This is a genomic window from Ruegeria sp., from assembly GCF_965221235.1.
Classification (GTDB): domain Bacteria; phylum Pseudomonadota; class Alphaproteobacteria; order Rhodobacterales; family Rhodobacteraceae; genus Ruegeria.
Genome location: NZ_CBDCRS010000004.1, coordinates 3,238,260 through 3,260,621, shown reverse-complemented (window position 1 = coordinate 3,260,621; position 22,362 = coordinate 3,238,260). Strand labels below are relative to the sequence as shown.

General features: G+C 59.2%; 18 protein-coding genes and 3 tRNA genes. 9 read left to right on the top strand and 12 right to left on the bottom strand.

What is annotated here, in order from left to right; translation table 11 throughout:
* Nucleotides 1-5 precede the first annotated feature (5 nt).
* Together purN and purM are read right to left on the bottom strand one after the other, a co-directional pair.
* Complete coding sequence (gene purN, locus ACOQOY_RS19570) at nt 6-602, bottom strand: phosphoribosylglycinamide formyltransferase (RefSeq protein WP_420586995.1); 597 nt, start codon at nt 600-602, stop codon at nt 6-8.
* Nucleotides 599-1,645: a phosphoribosylformylglycinamidine cyclo-ligase gene (purM, locus tag ACOQOY_RS19565; RefSeq protein ID WP_420586994.1), complete on the bottom strand. Its 1,047-nt coding sequence runs from the start codon at nt 1,643-1,645 to the stop codon at nt 599-601. The genes purN and purM overlap by 4 nt, the downstream gene beginning before the upstream one ends.
* A 107-nt stretch (nt 1,646-1,752) precedes the next feature.
* On the opposite strand from purM, the gene ACOQOY_RS19560 reads away from it, so the two are divergent.
* Nucleotides 1,753-1,829 (top strand) — tRNA-Ile (locus ACOQOY_RS19560).
* Nucleotides 1,830-2,246: 417 nt separating this feature from the next.
* Here ACOQOY_RS19560 and ACOQOY_RS19555 read toward each other — a convergent pair.
* Nucleotides 2,247-2,957, bottom strand: a complete 711-nt coding sequence (locus ACOQOY_RS19555) for an aspartate/glutamate racemase family protein (RefSeq protein WP_420586993.1) — start codon at nt 2,955-2,957, stop codon at nt 2,247-2,249.
* 3 nt (nt 2,958-2,960) lie between these two features.
* Entirely contained in the window at nt 2,961-3,695 is a 735-nt protein-coding gene (locus ACOQOY_RS19550; RefSeq protein WP_420586992.1) for a GntR family transcriptional regulator, read from the bottom strand.
* A gap of 73 nt (nt 3,696-3,768) precedes the next feature.
* Between ACOQOY_RS19550 and ACOQOY_RS19545 the strand changes: the two genes are divergently transcribed.
* Nucleotides 3,769-5,463 (top strand): thiamine pyrophosphate-binding protein, encoded by a 1,695-nt coding sequence (locus tag ACOQOY_RS19545; RefSeq protein ID WP_420586991.1) that lies wholly within the window; start codon nt 3,769-3,771, stop codon nt 5,461-5,463.
* On the opposite strand, the gene ACOQOY_RS19540 is transcribed toward ACOQOY_RS19545, so the two are convergent.
* Nucleotides 5,424-6,344 (bottom strand): LysR family transcriptional regulator, encoded by a 921-nt coding sequence (locus ACOQOY_RS19540; protein WP_420586990.1) that lies wholly within the window; start codon nt 6,342-6,344, stop codon nt 5,424-5,426. The genes ACOQOY_RS19545 and ACOQOY_RS19540 overlap by 40 nt on opposite strands.
* A 99-nt stretch (nt 6,345-6,443) precedes the next feature.
* Between ACOQOY_RS19540 and ACOQOY_RS19535 the strand changes: the two genes are divergently transcribed.
* Together ACOQOY_RS19535 and ACOQOY_RS19530 are read left to right on the top strand one after the other, a co-directional pair.
* The gene (locus ACOQOY_RS19535) at nt 6,444-7,577 is read left to right on the top strand and encodes an enolase C-terminal domain-like protein (protein ID WP_420586989.1); all 1,134 of its coding nucleotides are present in this window, start codon (nt 6,444-6,446) and stop codon (nt 7,575-7,577) included.
* Nucleotides 7,574-8,824, top strand: a complete 1,251-nt coding sequence (locus ACOQOY_RS19530) for an NAD(P)/FAD-dependent oxidoreductase (RefSeq protein WP_420586988.1) — start codon at nt 7,574-7,576, stop codon at nt 8,822-8,824. The genes ACOQOY_RS19535 and ACOQOY_RS19530 overlap by 4 nt, the downstream gene beginning before the upstream one ends.
* Nucleotides 8,825-9,092: 268 nt before the next feature.
* Here ACOQOY_RS19530 and ACOQOY_RS19525 read toward each other — a convergent pair whose 3' ends face one another.
* A complete protein-coding gene (locus ACOQOY_RS19525) occupies nt 9,093-10,412 on the bottom strand; it encodes an ATP-binding protein (protein WP_420586987.1) in 1,320 nt (439 codons plus the stop codon).
* A 44-nt stretch (nt 10,413-10,456) separates the two neighbouring features.
* Here ACOQOY_RS19525 and ACOQOY_RS19520 point away from each other — a divergent pair, with 44 nt between their 5' ends.
* From ACOQOY_RS19520 to ACOQOY_RS19510, 3 genes are all read left to right on the top strand, one after another.
* The gene (locus ACOQOY_RS19520; RefSeq protein ID WP_420586986.1) at nt 10,457-11,371 is read left to right on the top strand and encodes an MBL fold metallo-hydrolase; all 915 of its coding nucleotides are present in this window, start codon (nt 10,457-10,459) and stop codon (nt 11,369-11,371) included.
* Nucleotides 11,372-11,448: 77 nt separating this feature from the next.
* Nucleotides 11,449-11,523, top strand: a tRNA-Asn gene (locus ACOQOY_RS19515).
* A gap of 129 nt (nt 11,524-11,652) precedes the next feature.
* A tRNA-Asn gene (locus ACOQOY_RS19510) sits at nt 11,653-11,727 on the top strand.
* 9 nt (nt 11,728-11,736) lie between these two features.
* On the opposite strand, the gene ACOQOY_RS19505 is transcribed toward ACOQOY_RS19510, so the two are convergent.
* The 4 genes from ACOQOY_RS19505 to zwf all read right to left on the bottom strand — a co-directional run bounded on the left by ACOQOY_RS19505 (nt 11,737) and on the right by zwf (nt 17,239).
* Entirely contained in the window at nt 11,737-13,356 is a 1,620-nt protein-coding gene (locus ACOQOY_RS19505; RefSeq protein WP_420586985.1) for a long-chain-fatty-acid--CoA ligase, read from the bottom strand.
* Nucleotides 13,357-13,506: 150 nt separating this feature from the next.
* Entirely contained in the window at nt 13,507-15,117 is a 1,611-nt protein-coding gene (pgi, locus tag ACOQOY_RS19500; RefSeq protein ID WP_420586984.1) for a glucose-6-phosphate isomerase, read from the bottom strand.
* Between the two features lie 5 nt (nt 15,118-15,122).
* On the bottom strand, nt 15,123-15,794 hold the full coding sequence (gene pgl, locus ACOQOY_RS19495) for a 6-phosphogluconolactonase (RefSeq protein WP_420586983.1): 672 nt from the start codon (nt 15,792-15,794) through the stop codon (nt 15,123-15,125).
* Nucleotides 15,791-17,239, bottom strand: a complete 1,449-nt coding sequence (zwf, locus tag ACOQOY_RS19490) for a glucose-6-phosphate dehydrogenase (RefSeq protein WP_420586982.1) — start codon at nt 17,237-17,239, stop codon at nt 15,791-15,793. The genes pgl and zwf overlap by 4 nt, the downstream gene beginning before the upstream one ends.
* Nucleotides 17,240-17,402: 163 nt before the next feature.
* Between zwf and ACOQOY_RS19485 the strand changes: the two genes are divergently transcribed.
* Nucleotides 17,403-18,356, top strand: a complete 954-nt coding sequence (locus tag ACOQOY_RS19485) for a radical SAM protein (protein ID WP_420586981.1) — start codon at nt 17,403-17,405, stop codon at nt 18,354-18,356.
* Here the strand turns inward: ACOQOY_RS19485 and ACOQOY_RS19480 are convergent, their stop codons facing one another.
* Nucleotides 18,357-19,052 (bottom strand): hypothetical protein, encoded by a 696-nt coding sequence (locus tag ACOQOY_RS19480; protein ID WP_420586980.1) that lies wholly within the window; start codon nt 19,050-19,052, stop codon nt 18,357-18,359.
* A gap of 105 nt (nt 19,053-19,157) precedes the next feature.
* Nucleotides 19,158-19,427 carry an usg protein gene (locus ACOQOY_RS19475; RefSeq protein ID WP_170481731.1) on the bottom strand — a complete coding sequence of 90 codons (270 nt, stop codon included), beginning with the start codon at nt 19,425-19,427 and terminating at the stop codon, nt 19,158-19,160.
* 194 nt (nt 19,428-19,621) lie between these two features.
* Here ACOQOY_RS19475 and gyrA point away from each other — a divergent pair, with 194 nt between their 5' ends.
* A complete protein-coding gene (gene gyrA / locus ACOQOY_RS19470) occupies nt 19,622-22,351 on the top strand; it encodes a DNA gyrase subunit A (RefSeq protein ID WP_420586979.1) in 2,730 nt (909 codons plus the stop codon).
* Nucleotides 22,352-22,362 lie beyond the last annotated feature (11 nt).

The following is a 22,362-nucleotide window of genomic DNA, read 5'->3' as shown; positions in this document are numbered from 1 at the left end:
GGCGTTCAGGGCAGCAACACCGGAGTCCGATCCTCACTGGCGTAACGGCGCAACACTGCGGGGTAGAGTTTATGCTCCCACTCCAGCACCCGGGCGGCCAGAGCTTCGGGCGTGTCACCTGGCTCAACAGCAATCCGCGCCTGGCCCAGGATCGGGCCATCATCAAGTGCCGCCGTGACCTCATGCACCGAACACCCATGCTCGGCATCCCCGGCCTCAATGGCACGGGCATGGGTATTCAGGCCCTTGTACTTCGGCAGCAGCGACGGGTGGATGTTCAGCATCCGCCCCTGAAACCGCGAGACAAAATCCCCGGTCAGAACCCGCATGAATCCGGCAAGGCAAACAATGTCCGGCTGCGCCTCTTCCAGAGGTTTCAGCAACTCGGCTTCAAACGCCGCGCGGTCGCCTTTGAACGGGCGATGATCCACCGAGGCCGTCTGTATGCCACGATCGGCGGCCTTTTTCAGGCCTCCGGCTTCGGCGTCATTTGACAGGACCAAACAGGGCCGCGCCGGGTGGTCGCCAACCATACTGTCGACCAGCGACACCATATTGGACCCACCCCCGGAAATCAGGATGGCGACGCGCTTGTGGCTCACAACAGGTTGCCCGAATAGGCCATGCCGGGTGTGTCGGTAACGGTGCCCAGACGCGAGACCGCCTCGCCCGCCTCGGTCAGCAGCGCGGCCAGCTCGTCAGCGTGATCCTCGGCGCAGACCACGATCATGCCAATGCCGCAGTTGAAGGTTTTTAGCATCTCGGCCTCGGCAATGCCACCGGTTTCAGCCATCCAACGGAAGACGGGCGGCAGATCCCATGCGTTCAGGTCGATCTGCGCGCCCAGCTCTTCGGGCAGCACGCGTGGCAGGTTTTCCGTCAGTCCGCCACCGGTGATATGGGCCAGCGCGTGCACGCCCCCTGCCCGGATCGCCTGCAACGCGGGTTTGACATACAACCGAGTCGGCGTCAGCAGCGTCTCGCCCAGCGAACCGTCACCAAAGGGTGACTCGGCATCCCAGCCCAGCCCCGACATTTCGACCAGTTTCCGCACCAGCGAATAGCCGTTGGAATGCACCCCGTTCGAGGCCAGACCCAGCAGCACATCACCCTTTTGCACATCGGCGGGCAAATGCGCGCCCCGCTCCATCGCGCCGACCGAGAACCCGGCCAGATCGAAATCGCCGTCAGGATACATGCCCGGCATCTCAGCCGTCTCACCGCCGATCAGAGCACAACCGGACTGCACACAACCCTCGGCGATACCTTCGATGATCCGCGCAGCGGTGTCGGTGTCCAGCTTGCCGGTGGCGAAGTAGTCGAGGAAGAACAGAGGCTCGGCACCCTGACAGATCAGGTCGTTGACGCACATCGCCACCAGGTCGATGCCCACGCCATCGACGACACCGGTATCAATCGCAATCCGCAGCTTGGTGCCCACTCCATCGGTCGCGCCGACCAGAATCGGATCCTGATAACCGGCATCCTTCAGATCGAACAAGGCTCCAAAGCCCCCCAGCCCGCTCATCACGCCCGAGCGGTTTGTCCGCTTGGCCGCAGGCTTGATCCGGTCGACCAGAGCGTTTCCCGCATCAATATCAACGCCTGCATCGGCATAGGTGATTCCGTTCTTGCCCGTCGTCATGGCCAGCCCCTTATGAATGGTTCCCGCGCGGGTTAGTCGATTGTTGGGCATGTTGCAACGGTCAGGCTTGACGCGGGCGTTCACCGTGATACTCAAAGCGCTCAGGCGGGCCTGTAGCTCAATTGGTTAGAGCAGAGCGCTCATAACGCTTTGGTTGCGGGTTCAAGTCCTGCCGGGCCTACCACATCCCCTGTTACAGACCGTTTTCAGCGCCATTCCAGGCCAATTCAGCCTTTTGTTCCGGGTCAAACCCGACTCGGCGCCCACCATAGGTTGGCATCGTCACACTGCCCCTCAAAATCAAACCCGCGGCCCCGTTTTGGATTTGCGAAGCAATTTGTGGCATACTGCGACCCGCGTTTCGTTTGTTTAGGGGGTAATCATGTTAGCTGAATACGGAATCGTCACCGGGGGCGGAAGCGCCTCGGGTTATTTGGGCTCCGGCAGAGGTGGGGCTAGCTTTTCGTCTTGGATGAATTTTCTGGAAAGCAACCCTGCGCTTGTCTTGCTTGGTTTGGTCGGAGTGTACTTTCTGTTTCGGATGCTCATTATCCGATAGAGACCGAACCCGGCAATTGACGGCCAACACCGGGTTGGGCGTTTAGAAAGTCGGCGGTCGCAGACCGGCCTGAAACCAGCTGACCAGAGAGAGAATGGAATAGACCGGCAGCCCGGTCGCCCGTTGAATATCGGCGGCATAGGGCGGCATGTTCGTGCATTCCAACACCAGAGCGCCAAGATCGGGATGCGCCTCTTTCATCGCCAGCGCGGCCTCGACATTATCGGCGCGGGCTTTTTCCACATCCAGCGTCAACTCATTATCGAGGATCGCCCGCGTGAACTCCTGACCGCCTTCAGTTGAACCAATAGGCGTTCCCTCAGGCACCCGTGCGCCGCGCAGATGCGCCTCGGTCAGGGTCGAGGCGGAAATTGTCAGCACCCCTGCCCGTTTGCCTGCTGGCAAAATCCGGTTCACCATTTCCACCTGCATCAGCGACGAGGTTACGACTGGAACAGGAACTGCTTCAGACAGTTCCTCTTGGAACAAAGACAGGAAGCCGCAATTGGTGGTGATCCCGTCGACCCCATCAGCGACCAGCTCTCGGGCCGCGTCGATGAAGGCGCCCAGCGTGCCTTCGGCGCCACGGCGCACGATCAGGTCGGGTGAAGCGTCTCGAACAATGCGGTATTGCACCGGGAACGGCCATGACAGCGCGTTGCCCATATCGCCCGGAATGCGGGGAAACCGCGCGTCCAGCATCAGTATACCCACCGATGCGCCATAGATTGTTTTGCCGCCTGTCGCGATCATGCCTTAAGCCTCTTCTATGATCCGGGTCGAGATACCCTCGGACCCTTCCATGTAAATCGTCGAAATCCCCTGACGGACCGCATCCTGAACCTGATCCATCCGCTTGGCGATATGCGTGTTCATTGTCGTGGCGGCGGTTTCAGCGTCACGCTCCAGCAGTGCCTGCATCACCTGCTTGTGCTCCTGCTTTGACTGCCGCACCCGATCCGGACTCATCGAAATCCAACGGATATAGCGGATACGTTCATTGATCCGCCGAAGGGTCTCCAACAACTCGGCGTTGCCGGACAGTTGGGCAATACCAAGGTGAAAAGCCTCATCGCGGCTGACCGCCTCTGCAACCGTCAGGCCGGTAATGTCGATACCGGTCGCATAAAGCTCGTCATGCAGCGCCTGCAACTCGGCGTCCGTCGCCTTTTGGCAGGCCGCACGGACCGCCGCGATTTCGATGATCTGACGCAGTTCGAACAGGTCAAACACGCTCTGCGCATCCAGTGGTCGGCAAAAGAACCCCTGTCCGGGGCGAAAGTCGAACAACCTTTCGGCCACCAACCGGTTCAACGCCTCGCGCAGCGGGGTTCGGCTGACGCCCAGCTCTTTGGACAGCGCGACCTCGTTCAACCGATCACCCGGCCGCAAGCGGAAGGACACGGCCATCGCTTTGACCTGTTCATAGATTTCGTCGACCCGGGGACCCGCCATTTGACCGCCTTTTCCACTTTTCAGCAGAGGTGCCATAGACGACGCTTGAAATCAATATACAAAACTGTATACAGCTCTGCGCACAGATATTGAACGGGAGTGGCAAGCAATGTCGGGAACAAATTACCTCACTGGGGCCGAAGCGATGGTGCGTATGCTCGAAGCGCATGGCGTAAAGCATATGTTCGGCCTGTGCGGCGATACCACCTTGCCCTTCTATGATGCGCTGGCCCGCATGGATCACGGCATTCAGCACATCCTGACCCGCGATGAACGTCACGCTGCCTATATGGCGGACGGGTACGCCCGCGTGACCGGCAGGCCCGGCGTGTGCGAAGGACCATCGGGTGGCGGCGCGACCTATATTTTGCCAGGTGTGATCGAGGCCAACGAAAGCTCGGTCCCGATTCTGGCAATCACTTCGGACGTAGCGACGTCGAGCCGGGGTAAATACCCGCTGACCGAGCTGGATCAGGCGTCGCTGTTCAAGCCGCTCTCCAAGTGGAACACCTCGCTGGACGACGCCACGCGCCTGCCCGCAATGGTGCGTGCCGCGTTCCGCGCGATGACCACCGGCACGCCGGGCGCGACTCACCTCGCCCTGCCCTTTGACACCCAGAAAGCGCAGGTGGATGAGGCCGAAATCTGGGCCGATGCCCGTCACCGCAGTTTCCCGGCGGAACGGGCTGGTCCTGATCAGTCAGACATCGACGCCGCGGCCGAGGTGTTGGCCAAGGCGAAGTCAGCCGTCGTAATCTGCGGCGGCGGCCCTGTTCTGTCCGGCGCAACCGATGCACTTCGCAAAGTTGCTGCATTGCTTGATATGCCTGTCGCGACAACGGTATCCGGTCAGGGTTCGATCGCCGAAACAGACCCATTGGCACTGGGCGTCGTCGGCTCGAACGGAGGTGTTCCGGCCACCCGCGCGGTGGTGGATGCAGCGGATGTGATCCTGTTCATCGGCTGCCGCGCCGGGTCGGTCACAACCGAGCGTTGGCGCAGCCCGACGCGCGACGTGACCGTCATCCATATCGACAGCGATCCGATGGTGATCGGCGCGAATTATCAGACCGAGGTTGCAATCTGCGCCGACGCCCGCCTCGCGCTAGAGGCTCTGGCGGATGCCTTGGAGGCGCGCAGCGACCTGGCTGCACAAGGCGGTGCAGCCAAGGCCAAGGCCGCATGGGACGCAAAACTGGCCGCGTACGCTCCGTTGGCAGCAAGTCAGGACACTCCGATCCGACCCGAAGCCGTCATGGCCGCGTTGATGGATATTCTGGACGACGATGCCATTGTGGTGGCCGACCCCGGCACGCCCTGCCCCTATTTCAGCGCGCATTACCGCTGGCAGAAACCCGGGCGACAATTCATCACAAACCGCGCACATGGCGCGTTGGGGTATTCGCTGGGCGCCGCGATGGGCGCGCATGTCGGTCGCCCCTCAGTCAAAACACTGGCTGTTATGGGGGACGGATCGTTCGGATTTACTTGTGGCGAATTCGAAACCATGGTGCGGCACAAGATGCCCATCACCTCGATCGTCTTCTCGAACTCGGTTTACGGCTGGATCAAGGCCGGTCAGGACTCCGGGTTTGGTCAGCGGTATTACAACGTCGACTTCAACCGCACGGACCACGCCGCTGTGGCCTCGGCCTTTGGGGTCAAATCATGGACGGTCAAAGACCCTGCTGACCTGCGCCGGGTGCTGAAAGAAGCCGTTGAACATGACGGACCGACCTTGGTGGACATCCACTCGCAACAACTTCACGAAGCCGCCGCGCCGGTTTCGGAATGGGTGGCATAAGACGCGATTGAAGGCGTCAGTTGCTCCAGAAACTCTTGTGCGATGGCTGACAGCGGACGCCCCTTGGCGGTGATGATGGCAAGGTCCAGCGTCACCGCCGGGCGGAACGGACGGGTTTCATAGCCGCTTTCGTCATCGAAGTTCACCGTAAAGGGGTCGATCAACGCAACACCCATGCCTTGTTTGACAAAGCTGAGTAGGTTTTCGGACAGATGCGTGTGAACCTGAGTCCGCCAAACCCGCCCCGCCGCCTGAAAAATATCGCGGGTTCGGTGGTAAGTCTGGTGCTCGGGCCCCATCACGATGAAGGGCTCATTCTCAAGCAGTTCCGGGGTCAACACGTCGTGCTGCGCCAGATGGCTTCCTTTGGCAAATGTTGCCAAAGTTTCGAACTGGAATACCTGAAAGTTCAGCGTTTCATGCAAAATCGGCGTTTCGACGATGCCGATCTCGAACAGACCCGAGTTCACCCATTCCTGAATTTTCGACGAATATTGAGATTGAAAACTGACCGAAAGATTCGGACGACTGGCTGCGAACCGCGTAATCTCTCGGGGCATGAAGCGAAAGGACAGCAAATATGGTGCCGCGACCTGTAGCTGACCGGGGTGTTTGTTTTGCAGGTCCGTGACCACCTGCGCCACGTGATCCAGCCCACGAACCACGGTATCCACCTCACGAAACAGCAGCTCGGCCTCGGGGGTTGGTAGCAAGCGCCCCTTGTTGCGCTCGAACAGAGACAGGCGCGCTTCGCGTTCCAGCTGAGACAGCAAATTACTGATGCCGGGCTGCGAAATCCCAAGAACCGAGGCGGCCCCGGTCACCGTCCCCGTCTCCATAATCGCGTGAAAGGCCTGCAATTGCCGGAACCGCAGAGACATCGACTCACCTCATCATTTTTTATGATGCCCTTTGTATAATATAGTATTTGAAATGATACACTCGACACGGCACGGTTCCCGCCAACGATTGGAGGACCAATGACCGATTTACACCAAACCATCACCGGTTTTGATCTTTGGCATCTTGAACTGCCTGTTACATCGCGACGCGACCACGGAATTGGGTCGGTCGAAGGAACCTGCGAGGTCGTCGTCCTGCGCCTGACCTCCGAGGATGGCTCGCAAGGATTCGGCGAAGCGTCACCGTGGTCCGTCTTTACCGGAACGCCCGAGGCGACCTATGCAGCGCTGAATCGCTATATCCGGCCGCTGGTTGTTGGATCTCGGGTATCAGACCGTGCGGCGATCATGGCCAAGGCAGCCTATGCCGTCGCCCATTGCACCGAGGCCAAGGCGGCGTTGGAGGCCGCTCTGCTCGACCTCGCCGGGCACATTATGGGCGCGCCTGTTTGGTCGCTGTTAGGCGGCAAGTGCCGCGATTCCATCCCACTGAGCTGCTCAATCGCCGACCCCGATTTCGCGCAGGACATCAAGCTGTTAGAGCAACTGCGCGAAGATGGCGTCCGAATTGTCAAGCTCAAGACCGGCTTCAAAGACCACGCCTTTGACATCATGCGGCTGGAGCATCTGGCACAGCACTACCCCGAATTCTCAGTCCGTGTAGACTATAATCAGGGCCTGTCGATTGACGACGCCCCGGCACAAGTGCGCGATGTGGCGCAATTCAAACCGGATTTCATCGAACAACCCGTTCGGGCGCATCACTATGGGATGATGGCGCGATTGCGGGCGCAAATCGACCTGCCTCTGCTGGCGGACGAAAGCGTTTTCGGCCCCGAAGATATGGAGCGTGCAGCGCGCGAAGGTATCTGCGATGGTGTCTCGGTCAAGATCATGAAATCTGGTGGGCTAAGCCGCGGTCAGACCGTCGCCCGCATCGCCGCGGCGCACGGGCTCAGCGCTTATGGAGGCGATATGTTCGAATCTGGCCTAGCGCATCTGGCGGGAGTACACATGATTGCTGCAACGCCGGAAATCACGCTGGGATGTGAATTCTATCAGGCCTCATACTTCCTGAAAGAAGACATCCTCGAAGAACCGTTCCGTGTTGAAAACGGACAGGTTGTCGTTCCAGATAGGCCCGGATTGGGCGGCCGCCCGGACGCAGGCAAACTCGACCATTATACGGTCGCAAAGGACGTAGCTGCATGAGCGCCTCTAAGACCATCGCAATAATAGGGGCCGGAATTGTCGGAGTTTCGGCAGCTGTCTGGCTGCAACGCGACGGTCACAAGGTCACCCTGATCGACAAAGCAGGACCCGGCGAAGGGACGTCTTATGGCAATGGCGGGGTTCTGGCCTCGTGCTCTATCATTCCCGTCACAGTGCCAGGATTGCTGAAAAAAGCGCCGCGGATGCTGTTCAGTCCTTCTCAGCCGCTATTCCTGAAATGGAGCTATCTGCCCAAACTGATGCCGTGGCTGGTACGCTATCTGAAACACGCCAATGCGGCTGACGTTGAACGCATCGCTGCCGCCCTGATGCCCATCATCGGAGACAGCCTGAGCGATCATCAGACTCTTGCACAGGGAACCGGGGCCGAAAAGTGGCTGAACGCGTCCGATTACCTGTTTCTGTATGAAAACCGGCAACATTTTGAAGGCGATGCCTTTGGCTGGGGCATCCGGCGCAAACACGGTTTTGAATGGGACGAACTGGAGGGTCAGGCGCTGCGTAGCTATGACCCGATTTTCAGCGAAAGGCTCGGTTTCGCAGCCAAACTCTCGGATCACGGCGACATTGCTGATCCCGGGCGTTATGTCAAAGACCTTGCCGCGCATGTCGAAGCGAAAGGTGGCCAGATAATCCGCGCCGCCGTGGATGACGTGGTGCGCGAAAACGGCGCTGTGACAGGTGTGCGGGCGGGTGGCGAGACCATTCCCTGCGATACGGCGATTGTGACGGCGGGCGTGTGGTCCGGCCCTCTGGCCCGCAAACTGGGCATATCCGTTCCGCTGGAAACCGAGCGCGGATACCATCTTGAGCTGGTGGAGCCTTCCGTGACGCTCAGAAGTCCGGTGATGGTGGCCTCAGGCAAATTTGTTGCCACACCGATGGATGGGCGCATTAGGCTGGCCGGGATCGTAGAATTCGGCGGGCTGGATGCACCGCCCTCGCGGGCGCCATTTGAACTGATGCGCAAAAATGCCCGAGAGACCTTTCCGGGCGTGACGTGGAAGGAAGAGCTGGAGTGGATGGGACACCGACCCGCGCCTGCGGATTCAATCCCCGTGATCGGAGAGGTTCCAGGCATTCGCGGTGCTTACATGGGATTTGGCCACCATCACATCGGCCTGACCGGCGGGCCAAAAACCGGGCGTCTTTTGTCGCAGATGGTCACCGGGCGAACCCCGAACACAGACATCAGTGTCTATGCGCCATCGCGATATGCAATTTGATGCAGCCGACGCTCGGCACCGCGACAACGTTGACTACGGCCGCAGTCGATTCGGCAACTCGCCAGACACGGGTCGAACCGAACTAGTTCGGAACCTGAAGCGTCGTTCTATTGAAGATGACGCAAATTGCACTGTCAATCGACCTCCGTTTAACCCAAAACTTCCAGCCCTCTTGCTGGACGGCAGCCTTTTCGCTGATCGCAGGCAGCCACCATAACGCGATGTTCTGTGTCACTCTCGCGCCAGAAATCCTTGTTCTGGTCGCGCGTTAACGACCGATAATGATGTCGGCGCAAAGGCCGCCAAGGCGTTCGCTTTTGCCCAGCCGCAACACTCCGCCATGCGCACGTGCGATGTCCGATACGATTGCAAGCCCCAGACCAACGCCGGTTCCCTGATTCTGGTTCCGCGCGGGATCAAGGCGCGAAAAGGGCTTTACGGCCTCAGCACGCTGATCCGGCGGGATGCCGGGACCATCATCCTCAACCCGAATACGCAGGGATTTGGGTGTGACGGACAGGCTGACATCCGCGTGCTGCCCATACCGCATGGCATTTCCGATCAGGTTCTCGACCGCACGGCGAATGGCAGTTGGCCGCAGCATGACGGTCCCTTCACCCTCCATGCTGACAAGGTCAACCTCATGCCCGGCGCGGCGCGCGTCTTTGACGATCTGTTCCAGCAGGGCCTGAGGGTTAACGACCTCGGGCGCGCCTTCCGATGCCCCGCGTGAAAACTCCAGAAAGGCATCCAGCAGCAGCTGCATCTCATCAACGTCCCGTTGCAATGGGACCGCTTCGTCTTCGGGCAGCATGGACAGACCCAGCTTCAAGCGTGTCAGAGGCGTCCTGAGGTCATGACTGACCCCGGACAGCATCATTGTGCGCTGTTCCATCTGGCGTTCGATCCGTGCGCGCATATCCAGAAAGGCACTTCCTGCAGCGCGTACTTCGATGGCCCCGCCTGGCGAATACGGCACAACGCGTCCACGGCCAAAGGCCTGTGCCGCCTCGGCCAAACGGGTGATCGGCCGCAGCTGATTGCGCATGTACAAGAAGGAAATCGACGTCATCACAATCGCAAAAAACACCATCGTCACAATCAACTGATGCGGCGCAACCGGCGATAACCGACGCCGGTCGAATGTCAGTTGCAACAGCCCAAGATCGGTTCGCAGATACAACCGCGCCTCCTGCCCGCTGGGCAAGGCGACGACTTCGAGCTCGGGCAAACGCGCGTGCAGATCCGCCTCAACTTGTGGCGCGATGAAATCGTACCAGCGGCGGGCGCCATTCATTGGCTCTTCGCTGATACCCAGAAACCGCGCCTTCATCTCAAGCGCTTGCAAATCAGGCCGCACTGCCGCCAGCGCCTGTTGCTGGGTCTCGTACCCATCCATGGTTTCAACGACCAGCGTCACTTCACGCGAGGCCGCCCGGGTCATCTGCGCGGTCACATCCTCTAGGTGCTTTTGCAGAAACGCGACGCCCAACACCAGCAGCAGAACCACCACCGGCAGAATCAGGATCAACGCAGCACGGGCATAGAGGCTGCGCGGCATATAGGGTTTGAGCCATTGTGCGGACATGCGCTAAACCTAACGGGCTGAACCGACAAGAGAAAGACCGCAGAATGCAGCCCCCCGACGATTTCGATCCGCCTATCGGCCCAGCCATTACGCTGCAACCGGGTCTGAGGCGAATCGTGGCCCCGAATGCCTCGCCGATGACGTATCGTGGGACGAATACATACCTGCTGGGAACCAACGAACTTGCCGTCATCGACCCCGGTCCGCTGAGCGATGCGCATCTTGCGGCAATTCTGGACGCCGTGCAGCCGGGACAGCGCATCAGCCACATTATCGTGACGCACAGCCATCTGGATCACTCGCCGCTGGCAAGGCCACTGGCGGACCGCACCGGCGCACCCATGCTGGCCTTTGGCGGCCCCGAGGCTGGGCGCAGTGCTGTCATGACGACGTTGGCGCGACACGGGATGGCAGGCGGCGGTGAAGGCATCGACATAGATTTCGCCCCGGATGTCGAGCTGTCCGACGGCGAGCACATCATTGGCGAAGGTTGGCAGCTTGAGGTGATTCACACTCCTGGGCATCTGGGCAACCACATCGCACTGGGTTGGGGTAATACCTGTTTCACCGGAGATCATGTGATGGGCTGGGCCAGTTCACTGGTCTCACCACCCGATGGAGACCTGACGGATTTCATGGCGTCTTGCCAACGCCTGCGCGCACGCGACTGGAAGGTGTTTCATGCCGGGCACGGGGCGCCGATGACAGAGCCTGCTGCAAGGCTGGACTGGCTGATCTCACACCGCCTAACCCGCGAGACGCAGATTCTGGGAGCTTTAAGAGAACGCCCCGGCACTGCCCGGGAACTGGCCGAAAGAATCTATGTGGAAACCCCGGCAGCGTTGCTGCCCGCAGCAGAACGGAACGTCCTTGCGCATCTGGTTGATCTTTCTGGGAAATCCATGGTCACGGCAAAAGGTGCTTTGTCGTGGGACAGCCGCTTTTACCCGCAAGGCTGAACCCGGAAAACTTTTTTGCGAAAACGTAACATTCCCCTCTGGACGGGGAAAATTCGGATTGTTATACGCCCCTCAGTTCCGGCGTAGCTCAGCGGTAGAGCAGTTGACTGTTAATCAATTGGTCGTAGGTTCGATCCCTACCGCCGGAGCCAAAATCCCCTATATTGCGGCCACCCGTAGCGCAGACTTATTGTGCAGATTGTGGTGCAAGATTTTTCGTCGAAAAATATTCTGCACCCTCTGGACGCCGTAGGTGCGGGTTGCTATACGGCGCGAACCGTTCCGGCGTAGCTCAGCGGTAGAGCAGTTGACTGTTAATCAATTGGTCGTAGGTTCGATCCCTACCGCCGGAGCCATACTTCCCTTCAGCCGCTAAGCGCGTTTTCAAAATCCGCGCGCAATTTGCGCTTTAGAACCTTGCCGGTTGCGTTCAACGGCAACGCCTCGACAAACACCACCTTGTCCGGCACCTGCCATTTGGCAATCTTGCCGTCAAAGAACTCCAGCAGTTCGGCTTCGCTCGGGTCTTCACCCTCTGATTTGACGGCAACCAGCAGCGGGCGCTCGTCCCATTTTGGATGCGGCACCCCTATCACTGCGGCAGTGGCCAGCTTGGGATGGGCCACGGCAATGTTCTCTAACTCGACCGAACTGATCCATTCACCACCGGATTTGATGATGTCTTTGGATCGGTCCCTGATCGTCATAAATCCATCTGCATCCACCGTTGCCACGTCGCCAGTGGCAAACCAGCCGTCCTGTAACAACGCCTCATCCTGCATCTGGAAGTAGCTGTCCAACACCCAATATCCCCGCACCAGAAGATCGCCCTGAGTCTCTCCGTCATGCGGCAGATCATTGCCGTCATCGTCCACAATCTTGAGTTCGACACCGTAACAAGGCCGCCCCTGGCTTTCGCGCAACCTGTGCTGCTCTTGCACCGGCAAGTCCTTGTGCTTGGCCAACGGGTGGTTCGCCGTCCCCAGCGGACTCATCTCGCTCATACCCCAGGCGTGTATCGTGTCTACGCCGTAAGTTTCGCGGAAGGTTTCAATCATCGACGGCGGGCATGCCGCGCCCCCAATGACAGTGCGTTGCAAGCTGGTCAGCTGGCTGCCCGACTGTTCCGCATGGGCCAGCAAACCTTGCCAGATCGTCGGCACGCCCATGGCCAGAGTAACCCCATATGTGTCGATCAGATTGACCAGCGCCTCACCATGCAACCCCGGTCCCGGCAAAACCATCCGAGACCCGGACATGGCACAGGCGTAGGGAGAGCCCCATGCGTTGACGTGAAACATCGGCACCACCGGCATCACCACATCCATTGCCGAAAACCCGATCACATCGCGGGTGTTCGAGCCGAAGCTATGCAGCACTGTCGAGCGATGCGAATACAGCACGCCCTTAGGATTACCGGTCGTCCCGGACGTGTAGCACAGGCTTGAGGCAGTGTTTTCGTCAAAAACGGGCCATTCAAAGTTTGCATCACCGGTTGCGATCAATTCGTCATAGAATTGCACGCCGGGAATTTGGGCAATGGCGTCCTCGTCCCGCGCGCCCATCAGAACAAAATGCTGCACATCCGGCAGATGCTCGCGCAGCGCCGCGACCAGAGGAATGAAGGTTGCGTCGAAGAACAACACCCGGTCCTGAGCGTGGTTGATAATAAAGGACATTTGCTCGGGGAACAGGCGCGGGTTGACCGTATGGCAGACGAACCCGGCCCCGGACGTGCCATAGTAGATCTCAAGATGTCGCCGGTTGTTCCAAGCCAACGTGCCGATACGGGCCTGCGGCTCTAGCCCCAGTTTAGTCAACGCTGACGCCAGCTTGCGTGCGTTTTCTGCCACTTGTCTCCAACTGGTCTCGGTCACCGTGCCATCGGTTTCGACCGAGTAAATCTCGGTTTGACCGTGATAGCGATCTGCGTGATTTATCAGTGACGAAATCAGCAAGGGCTGCGTCATCATCTGTCCCAGCATGGGTGTCCTCCCTTTGGTGGTGCCATTTTCGACGCCGGCACAAGCCGGGCTTTATGGCTATTCCTTGGGAAGAACCCTGCCAATCATTTAATTGTCTGACAATAAAAGAATGCGGCTTACCGCAAGGAAAGCCCGCAAATTCAGCCTGGCTTAATCACGGTGCCGCATCGCATAGGCCACCAACGCAGCGGTCGAGCCATCTTTGCCCTCTGCACCTTCTTCACCGTCCACGATAGGGCCAAGTGAGGTCGCAAGTTCCTTACCCAGTTCCACGCCCCATTGGTCGAATGAGTTGATGCCTAGCAGAACTCCTTCGACAAAGACCCGATGTTCATAGAGGGCGATGATCTGGCCCAGCACAAAAGGCGTGAGTTTCGGATAGATCAAGGTCGAAGACGGTCGGTTGCCCGGGAACACGCGATGGCGGGCCTGACGATCCAACTCGTCACCGGTCAGCCCCTTGTCGGCCATGCGTTGACGCGCCTCGTCCAGTGATCTGCCACGCATTAGCGCCTCGGATTGGGCCAGGCAATTCGCCAGCAATAGGCGGTGATGATGGGTCAGTTCGGGTTCGTGGCCCTCGGCTGCAACCATGAATTCGCAGGGGATTACGTCTGTGCCCTGATGGATCAACTGGTAGAACGCATGTTGACCGTTCGTGCCCGGTTCGCCCCACACAACGGGTCCGGACGGCATGGTCAGCGCACTGCCGTCCATCGCCACGGATTTACCGTTCGATTCCATTTCCAACTGCTGAAAATAGGCCGGAAGGCGCAAAAGTCGTTGATCATAAGGCAGAACCGCGCGGCTGGCGTGGCCAAGCACCTGACGATGCCAGACACCGACCAGCGCCAGCATTACCGGCGTGTTTTCCGCCCAATCAGCGGCGCGAAAATGCACGTCCATCGCCTGAGCGCCGCGCAGGAAAGCGTCAAAGGCATTCGAACCAACTGCGATCATCACCGGCAGGCCCACAGGCCCCCAGACCGAATAGCGCCCACCAACCCAATCGGCGAAACCGAACACACGCTCTGACGGAATGCCGAACGCCTGTGTCTTATCCACGGCGCTGGATACGGCGGCGAATTGTTGGGTCGGATCGCCGCCACCGTCCGCCATCCACGCCCGCGCGGTGCGGGCGTTGGTCATGGTTTCGATGGTGGTAAAGGTCTTCGACGCAACGATCACCAGCGTCCGCGTCGGATCAAGCTGGCGCAGTGTATCGGCGATATGCGCGCCGTCGACGTTCGAGACGTAGTGCAGCCGCGGTCCATCGTGATACGGGGCCAGCGCGTAGGTCGCCATCACCGGGCCAAGATCCGAGCCACCGATGCCGATATTGACCACATCGGTAAAGCTGCCCCCTACCCCCGAGATTGCGCCGCCGCGCACTTCTTCGGCAAAGACGCGCATCCGGTGCAGGGTATCCAGCACTTCGGGCATGACATCCAAACCATCGACCTCAACCGGACCACCATCCAGATTGCGCAATGCGGTATGCAGCACAGCGCGCCCTTCGGTTTCATTGATCTTCGCGCCCGAGAACATCGCTTCGCGCCGCTCAGCCAGCCCGGCGGCGTTGCAGAGGTCGGTCAGGGCTTCGCGGATTTCTGCGTCGATTAGGGTTTTGGAATAATCGAACAACAGATCACCGGTCGCGGCCGAAAACGCCTGAGCCCGGTTCGCATCGTTGCCGAACAGATCAAGGATGGTTTGGTCTTTCCGCGCAGCGGCAAGGGCGTTTAGGGTGTCCAACTGCATTACGCTCACTCCGCCCAATGGACCGTCATACCACCAAGAACCGCCGCGATGGGCGCCTCTTCAGGCGGCAAGGACATGGCGCGTTCCAACGCCTCGCGTTTGGCGGCACCGAAGATAATCAGGTGTTTGGACAAGGCACCATCCAGAACCGGCGCGGTCAGCGTAATGCGGGCTTCGGGCTGAGTTTCGGGTCGGGCAACGGCCAGAGGCGAAGCGTGACTGTCCAAAGCAGCCTCCAGCCCGTCCATACCGGGGAACAGAGACGCCGTGTGCATGTCGTCTCCCATCCCCAATACCAGCACCGACAGAGGCCGAATCGGCGTGATCAGGCTTTCCAACTCGGGCAGCACATCCTCAGGCTGCTTACCCGACACATATAGCGGGATATACTGAGCGGATGAGGCGCGGTTGGTGAGCAACCGCTCGCGGATCAGGCGTTCGTTCGACCGCTCGTGATCGCCCGGCACACAGCGTTCGTCGGTGGGCAGAACCCGCACCCGGTCCCATTCAAGATCTGCCGCGCATAGCACGTCAAAGACTGGTCCCGGCGTGGTACCGCCCGGAACGGCCAGCGAAACCACATCATGATGCAGCAAGGCAGATTCCAACTCGCCCGCCAGCACGTTTGCAACGTCGATGGCCAGCATGTCCCGGTCGGCGTATTCCATTATATTCATGGGTTTATCCCTTGCCAACGGCGACCGTCTCGTTTCATCAGCAGCTCGGCGTCGCCCGGTCCGGTGCTGCCGCTTTCATATGGTTTGGGTACGTCACCACGCGCCTCCCAGCCCGCGATGATCGGGTCGGTCCAGGCCCAGGCGGCCTCGACCTCATCCCCGCGCATGAACAGGGTCTGGTTGCCGCGGATCACGTCCATCACCAGCCGCTCATAGGCGTCCGGTGGGTTTTGATTTTCCGGTCCCAGTGCTTCGGCAAAGCTCATGTCCAGCGGAACCTCGACCAGACGCATACCGCCCGGTCCCGGTTCCTTGATCGTCACCTTCAGAGTGATGCCTTCGTTTGGTTGCAACCGGATCGAAAGCACATTGGCGTGCCGCCCGGCATCCGCACCGAAGATCGAATGCGGGGCGTCCTTGAACATGACATTGATCACCGAGGACCGCGCGACCAGCCGCTTGCCCGTGCGCAGATAGAACGGAGTCCCCGCCCATCGCCAATTGCTGACATGCGCCTTGAGCGCGACATAGCTTTCCGTCGTCGAACGTGGGTTGCCGACGGTCTGGCGATAGCTCGGGCCGTCGCCCTCGAACTGACCGCGCACGATATGGTGCGGCTCAACCGGGTCCAGCGCGCGGATCACCTTCAGCTTTTCGTCCCGCACGGCGTCCGGATCGAACTTGGCCGGAGGCTCCATCGCGATCAGGCAGAGCAGTTGCATCAAATGGTTCTGCACCATGTCCCGCATGGCGCCTGCGCGCTCATAATATTCCTCGCGCCCGTCAATACCAACGGATTCGGCAACCGTGATCTGGATGTGATCGACATACTGGCTGTTCCACAGCGGCTCGAACAGCATGTTGCCAAAACGGACAGCCATCAGGTTCTGAACCGTTTCCTTGCCCAGATAATGGTCGATCCGGTAAATTTGCCCCTCTTGGAAATGTTCGGCCAATGTGGCGTTCAGCGCCCGTGCGCTTTCCAGATCATGACCGAACGGCTTTTCGACCACGATCCGGGTCTTCCCGGTCGCCAGATCATGGGCCTTGATCCGCTCGGCCAGCGGCCCGAACAGGCGCGGCCCGACCGAGAAATAAAACGCCCGCACCCGGTCGACAGTCAGCTTCGCCGCAAGTTGATCCCACCCAACCGAAGACAGCGCATCCAGCGAGACATAATCGACCCGACGCAGAAACGCCTCTAGCGCGGCAGCATCCTGACTCTGGTCAGGCGCATGTATAAGCAACGATTCGGAGACGATCTGACGGAACGCTTCCCGGTCGTATTCGGCCCGCGCGGCACCGATGATCTGCACATCCCCTGGCCATTGCCCCGCGCAAAACCGCCGAAACAGCGCCGGAAGGATCTTGCGCTGCGCAAGATCGCCGGTGCTGCCAAAGATGACCAGATCGAACGGGTCAACGGGTATGACACGAGAAACCATGCGTTTCCCCTACCTTACCCCTGCGGTCATGTCTAATGTTAGCGCAAGCATACGTGGATTTTTTCCCGTCATCAAAACTCTGTCAGATCAGGCGCGTCGCACTTAACTAACCGGGTCTGAAAGGCTAAGTCATCCTGAAGACTTCAAAGAACCGGATACCGGAATGAAAGACAACGCCTCTCAGAGCGCCAATATCGGCAAGTTTCAGGACAAATTGGTGACAGCTGACGGGCAAACGCGGGCAACCGTGACTCTCAGCAACCCCGAGACGTTGTGGTTCAATACCGGTACCTTGTGCAACATCGAATGCGTCAACTGCTATATCGAAAGCAGCCCGACGAACGATGCGCTGGTCTATATCACCGCGGATGAGGTGCGCGACTATCTGGATCAGATCGAGGCTCGGAAATGGCCGGTGCGCGAGATCGGGTTTACCGGCGGTGAGCCTTTCATGAACCCCGAAATGATCGACATGACCCGCGCTGCGCTGGAGCGTGGCTATAAGGTTCTGATCCTGACCAACGCGATGCTGCCGATGATGCGCCGCAAGATGCGCGAAGGGCTGCTGGAGTTGCAGCGCGACTATGGTGACAAGCTGACCCTGCGGATCTCGGTCGATCATTACCGACCCGAATTGCATGACGAAGAACGAGGCAAAGGCAGCTTTGCCAAGACTGTCACCGGGATGGAATGGCTGCGCGATAATGGTTTCAACATGGCCATTGCAGGGCGCACCGTCTGGGGCGACAGCGACACTGAAAGCCGCGCCGGATATGCGGCGTTTTTCGCTGAGCATGGGTTCGACATCGACGCACAGAATCCGGGCAAAACGGTTCTGTTCCCCGAGATGGATGAAACCGTCGAAGTTCCTGAAATCACAACGGCTTGCTGGGGTATTCTGAACAAGTCACCCGACGCAGTGATGTGTGCCAGCGCCCGCATGGTGGTCAAACGCAAAGGGGCTGAACGCCCCGCTGTTCTGGCCTGCACGCTTCTGCCCTACGCGCCTGAGTTCGAGATGGGCCACACTCTGGCCGAGGCCGAGGCGGACGTCCACCTCAAGCACCCGCATTGCGCCAAGTTCTGCGTTTTGGGCGGGGCGAGCTGCTCGGGCTGATCAGTTCAGTTCCGGGGACTTCCAGAACTTTGTTCCTGAGGCACCGGCAGACACACGCCAGCCCTTTTTGGACAACACAAAGAACGACCGGCCATCCGTAAAGCGCACGGTTTCACTTGTGCTGTCTTCCCCGTACATCGCACCTGTCTCGGCGGTTGCGTCATATCCATGTGCGATGAATTTTTCCAAATCGGCCTGCGTTTCGAACAGGATCACAAATTTTGTCTCGAACCCGCCGATTCCAATGGCAGCGCCGACGCCCCCCGTTCCCATGTTCATGTAGGTGTGCTGCCCGGTATCCTTCGAAACGGCCACACCGCGCCCATATCCGGCAGAAACCGGAAAGACCGTAACCTTGCGCGAGTCGAACACCGCATAGCCCGCGCTGATGGCATAAAGCGCATCGGCGTCCGGGTTCTCTGCCAAAAGCTGGGTGAGAACGTCGCTGGCCATAACGTCCAGTTTCGCGCGTGTTTCTTCAGGGGTGGCTTCGTTCGTCACAAGGTCGGTGGTCGAAGTAATGGTCTCGTCAACCGCATCCGCGCCTTTTCCGATTGTTTGGCCGACGGTTTCTACGCCCTGCCCAATGGCGTCAGCTGTGTTCGCCGCACCCTTTTTGATTTTATTGAGAACGCCCTCAGAAGCGGCGGGGCCACCAATGATCAGAGCGGCGGCAAGAAACAAAGCTCGGGGCATAAAGCGATTCCATATGTGACCACATGACTTGGCCGACACCTTAACCCAAGCACCAATGAATTAAACACATCTCAATCGTTACTGGCCGAAAATACGGCCCGACACTCAGTTTACGCGGAACTCACCCACGACATTGCGCCATTCTCCGGGCGCGATCATCTTGCGATGCGTGAACCGGACCGAATGCAATGGTCCTTCGATCTCGCGCTGCCAGAAGTCGATGAAATCGAATAGTTTGGGATGATCTGGCGCTAGATCGTAATCCTGCCAGATGAACGTGTTCAGAACGTGGATGTAGTCGGGCATGTGGTAGAAGAATTCCGCCGTCGTCAGCCCGTATCCTTTGAGCATCAATTCGGTTTCGCTTTGCTCCATGCAGACCTCCAAATTTGTTGCAAGGTCTCTTTATGGTAGCACAAAAACCTCCCAACCCTTGGTTAACAATATGTTACTCAGGTGTTACGACGGTTTTTCGCGTGCAAAATCGTTGCTTGCTTGCACCTTATGTGCCGGGTCTGATAAGGTGTATCCACAAGATATAGACCCAGCACAAAATACGGGCAGTTTACGTGAGCGATACGCCAGAAACCCCAGAAAACATGGATGAAACCCCGCCCGAGCGCCCCGTTTACGACGGCCCGACGGTGTCCATCGAATCCGAGATGCGCACGTCCTATCTGGACTATGCCATGTCGGTCATCGTGTCCCGCGCGATCCCCGATCTGCGTGATGGGCTGAAACCGGTCCACCGGCGCATTCTGTATGCGATGCACGAAACCGGTAACACGCATGACAAAGCGTACCGCAAGTCGGCCCGCCCTGTTGGCGATGTGATGGGTAAATACCACCCCCATGGCGACAGCGCGATCTACGATGCGCTGGTGCGTATGGCGCAAGATTTCTCGATGTCGCTGCCGTTGCTGGATGGTCAGGGCAACTTTGGTTCAATGGACGGCGATAACCCGGCGGCTATGCGATATACCGAAGTGCGCATGGACAAGCCCGCTGCGTCCCTGTTGGCCGATATCGAAAAAGAAACGGTCGATTTTCAGGACAACTACGACGGCAAAGACAGGGAACCAACCGTACTGCCCGCTCGTTTCCCGAACATGCTGGTGAACGGTGCCGGTGGTATCGCCGTGGGTATGGCAACCAATATTCCACCGCACAATCTGGGCGAAGTGGTCGATGCCACGCTGGCGCTGATTGACGACCCGGACCTGACATCCGAGCAACTGATCGAATACGTGCCCGGTCCCGACTTCCCGACTGGCGGCGTGATGCTGGGCCGATCTGGTGCCCGCAAAGCCTATCTGGAAGGCCGTGGCAGCGTCATCATCCGCGCCAAGACCCGTGTCGAAGAACTCCGCAAGGACCGCTACGCCATCGTCGTGGATGAGATCCCCTATCAGGTGAACAAGGCCTCGATGATCGAAAAGATCGCCGAAGCGGTGCGTGAAAAGCGGATCGAAGGCGTGGCCCATGTGCAGGACGAATCCGACCGCAACGGCGTGCGCGTGGTAGTCGAACTGAAACGCGATGCGACGCCCGAGGTGGTCCTGAACCAGCTTTATCGTTTCTCACCGATGCAAACGTCGTTCGGCTGCAACATGCTGGCCCTGAATGGTGGCCGCCCCGAGCAGCTGACCCTGCGCCGGTTCCTGACTTCGTTCATCGACTTCCGCGAGGATGTTGTTGCCCGCCGCACCGCTTATGACCTGCGCAAGGCGCGTGAGCGCAGCCACATCCTGTGCGGGCTGGCTGTGGCTGTTTCGAACGTGGACGAAGTGGTCGCCACTATCCGCTCGTCGGCGGACGCTGCCGAGGCGCGCGAAAAGCTGATGACTCGCCGCTGGCCCGCGTCTGAGATCGAAGGCTATCTGCGTCTAATCGACGATCCTCTGTCCAAGATGAACGACGATGGCACTTACAACCTGACCGAAGTTCAGGCCCGCGCCATCCTTGACCTGCGTCTGCAACGTCTGACCCAATTGGGCGTCAAAGAGGTTACGGACGAGCTGGAAGAATTGGCGGCTAAGATCAAGGAATACCTGGATATTCTGTCTTCGCGTGAGCGGATCATGTCGATCATCGGTGATGAGCTGCGCAGCGTCCGCGAACAGTTCGCCGTCCCCCGTCGCACCGAGATCGTCGACTGGTCCGGCGACATGGAAGATGAAGACCTGATCGAGCGGGAAGATATGGTCGTCACCGTTACCTCAGGCGGTTACATCAAGCGGACACCATTGGCCGATTTCCGGGCGCAAAAGCGTGGCGGCAAGGGGCTGTCGGGGATGCAGACCAAGGAAGAGGACGTGGTCACCAACCTCTTTGTGGCGAACACGCATACCCAGCTGCTGTTCTTCACCACAGAAGGCATGGTCTACAAACTCAAGACCTGGCGCCTGCCACAGTCCAGCCGGACCGGCAAGGGCAAGGCAATCGTCAACATCCTGCCGATCCCAACCGGGGTTTCCATCGCAGCAATCATGCCCGTGGATGTACCGGATGAAGAGTGGGAAAACCTGCAAATCGTTTTCGCCACCAGCGCGGGCGATGTTCGGCGCAACCGCCTGTCGGACTTCACCAATGTCCGCCGCAACGGCAAGATCGCGATGAAACTGCCAGAGGACGTCGAACTGGTAAACGCCCGCATCTGCTCGGAAGACGAGGACGTGATGCTGGTCACCAATTCAGGCCGCGCAATCCGCTTCCGCACCACCGATGTGCGGGTCTTTAACTCGCGCGAATCCACCGGTGTGCGCGGCATCAAGCTGACCAACGGCGACCGCGTGGTTTCGATGTCGGTGATCCGTCACTTCGAGGCCGACCCCGATGAGCGCGCCGCCTATCTTAAAATGCGGCGCGCCGTGGCTGGTATCGCGGATGATGGCGAGACCGACGAAGACGAAGCAGCCCCGGGCTCGATCACGCAGGAGCGCTATGCCGAGATGTCGGCGGCCGAGAACCTGATCCTGACGATCACCTCTGGCGGCGCAGGCAAGCTCAGCTCCAGCCATGACTATCCGGTGCGCGGGCGTGGCGGCATGGGCGTGGCCGCAATGGACAAGGCAATGCGTGGCGGGGAACTTGTGGCCTCGTTCCCGGTTGAGATCGACGACCAGATCATGCTGGCAACCTCGAAAGGCCAGTCGATCCGGGTTCCGGTCGATGGCATTTCCTTCCGGTCCCGCAGCGCGGGCGGTGTGCGGGTGTTCAACACCGGCAAAGGGGAAGAGGTCGTCTCAGTCGCCTGGATCGCTGATCAGGGCGATGAAGAGGTCGACGCCGAAGAATAGATCGAATGAAA

What these genes read in the sequence shown, in the direction of transcription:
- purM (WP_420586994.1), bottom strand. Translation starts at nt 1,645, where the DNA reads ATGACGACGGGCAAGAACGGAATCACCTATGCCGATGCAGGCGTTGAT.
- ACOQOY_RS19555 (WP_420586993.1), bottom strand. Translation starts at nt 2,957, where the DNA reads ATGATCGCGACAGGCGGCAAAACAATCTATGGCGCATCGGTGGGTATA.
- ACOQOY_RS19550 (WP_420586992.1), bottom strand. Translation starts at nt 3,695, where the DNA reads ATGGCACCTCTGCTGAAAAGTGGAAAAGGCGGTCAAATGGCGGGTCCC.
- ACOQOY_RS19545 (WP_420586991.1), top strand. Translation starts at nt 3,769, where the DNA reads ATGTCGGGAACAAATTACCTCACTGGGGCCGAAGCGATGGTGCGTATG.
- ACOQOY_RS19540 (WP_420586990.1), bottom strand. Translation starts at nt 6,344, where the DNA reads ATGTCTCTGCGGTTCCGGCAATTGCAGGCCTTTCACGCGATTATGGAG.
- ACOQOY_RS19535 (WP_420586989.1), top strand. Translation starts at nt 6,444, where the DNA reads ATGACCGATTTACACCAAACCATCACCGGTTTTGATCTTTGGCATCTT.
- ACOQOY_RS19530 (WP_420586988.1), top strand. Translation starts at nt 7,574, where the DNA reads ATGAGCGCCTCTAAGACCATCGCAATAATAGGGGCCGGAATTGTCGGA.
- ACOQOY_RS19525 (WP_420586987.1), bottom strand. Translation starts at nt 10,412, where the DNA reads ATGTCCGCACAATGGCTCAAACCCTATATGCCGCGCAGCCTCTATGCC.
- ACOQOY_RS19520 (WP_420586986.1), top strand. Translation starts at nt 10,457, where the DNA reads ATGCAGCCCCCCGACGATTTCGATCCGCCTATCGGCCCAGCCATTACG.
- ACOQOY_RS19505 (WP_420586985.1), bottom strand. Translation starts at nt 13,356, where the DNA reads ATGCTGGGACAGATGATGACGCAGCCCTTGCTGATTTCGTCACTGATA.
- pgi (WP_420586984.1), bottom strand. Translation starts at nt 15,117, where the DNA reads ATGCAGTTGGACACCCTAAACGCCCTTGCCGCTGCGCGGAAAGACCAA.
- pgl (WP_420586983.1), bottom strand. Translation starts at nt 15,794, where the DNA reads ATGAATATAATGGAATACGCCGACCGGGACATGCTGGCCATCGACGTT.
- zwf (WP_420586982.1), bottom strand. Translation starts at nt 17,239, where the DNA reads ATGGTTTCTCGTGTCATACCCGTTGACCCGTTCGATCTGGTCATCTTT.
- ACOQOY_RS19485 (WP_420586981.1), top strand. Translation starts at nt 17,403, where the DNA reads ATGAAAGACAACGCCTCTCAGAGCGCCAATATCGGCAAGTTTCAGGAC.
- ACOQOY_RS19480 (WP_420586980.1), bottom strand. Translation starts at nt 19,052, where the DNA reads ATGCCCCGAGCTTTGTTTCTTGCCGCCGCTCTGATCATTGGTGGCCCC.
- ACOQOY_RS19475 (WP_170481731.1), bottom strand. Translation starts at nt 19,427, where the DNA reads ATGGAGCAAAGCGAAACCGAATTGATGCTCAAAGGATACGGGCTGACG.